We start from the raw sequence: 944 nt of genomic DNA on the forward strand, positions 1-944 counted from the left end.
GCTTGTTGGCAAACCCGATCGTGCGAACAGCGGCAGCCCGTCCGCCTTCGATGTCAGAGGTGGAGTCGCCTACGAGGACGCACCTGGTCGGGTCGGCATCAACCGCCAGGGCGGCGCGTCGGATTGGTGCCGGGTTCGGCTTCATGCGACCTGGGTTGCCGTGTGCTCGGCCAACGGTGGTCGTGATGTACCGGGTGAGTCGGTGAGCGGTCAGGTAACGCTCGATGGCGGGGGCTGAGTTGTTGCTGACGATGGCGATTGGCCGCCCGGCCTCGTGGGCTGCGACGATGACCTCTCGCGCGTAGGGAGTTGGCGTGGCGCCGTCGACCGCGGTTAGCTCGGCTCGGCACAACGCGTTCTCAACTCGTACGACCAGCGAGGGCGTTGCGGTGGTCGCGGTGAAGCGGAGCACTTCGAGCGGGTCGTCGCTGGCTCGGATGTGCGCCGGTATCTCGACGTCGTGCTCCTCGATGACGCGGCGCAGCTCGGCCGCGACGGTGGAGTCCGCGAGGGTGGCGAAGACGGCGCAGATCGGCCCGTCGAAGTCGAGCAGGATCGGCCCGGTGTCGCTGAGGACCTGGGCGACGCTGTATCGCGGGTTCATGGCGTGTAGTCGTGCGCGATGGTTGACCACATGGAGTCGAACCAGGTCCGGGCCTGGTCGACGTACTGGGACGCGTCGGAAGCCTCGTCGTCGCTGACGGCCCGGTGAAAGAGGATCGCGTCCTTGCCCATCGGGTCGTAGATGGCCGTTGGCTGACCTTTGATCATGACGGTGTGCTCTACCACCGGGTAGAAGCCGAAGAAGGCTTCCTCGCCGTTGAGGATGTAGAGCTTGAACAGCGGCGCTGCGCGGTGCACCCGCACCTCTGCTACTGCGTCTTTGACCAAGCCAAGGTCTCCGAGTTCGCGCACCGCCTCGACAATGGCGTCCGTGTGCCGAC

The 944-nt window shown here is 66.0% G+C and carries 1 protein-coding gene and 1 pseudogene; both read right to left on the bottom strand.

The features are described from left to right. Positions 1-604, bottom strand: a 604-nt coding sequence (locus tag ACFOW4_RS30230) for an HAD family hydrolase (RefSeq protein ID WP_377533714.1), incomplete at its 3' end; no start/stop codon positions are given. Further along, positions 601-944, bottom strand: a pseudogene (locus ACFOW4_RS30235) (GntR family transcriptional regulator); the annotation flags it as partial. The gene ACFOW4_RS30230 and the pseudogene ACFOW4_RS30235, both read right to left, overlap by 4 nt.

Source organism: Micromonospora sp. GCM10011542, assembly GCF_042650685.1.
Lineage (GTDB): Bacteria > Actinomycetota > Actinomycetes > Mycobacteriales > Micromonosporaceae > Micromonospora.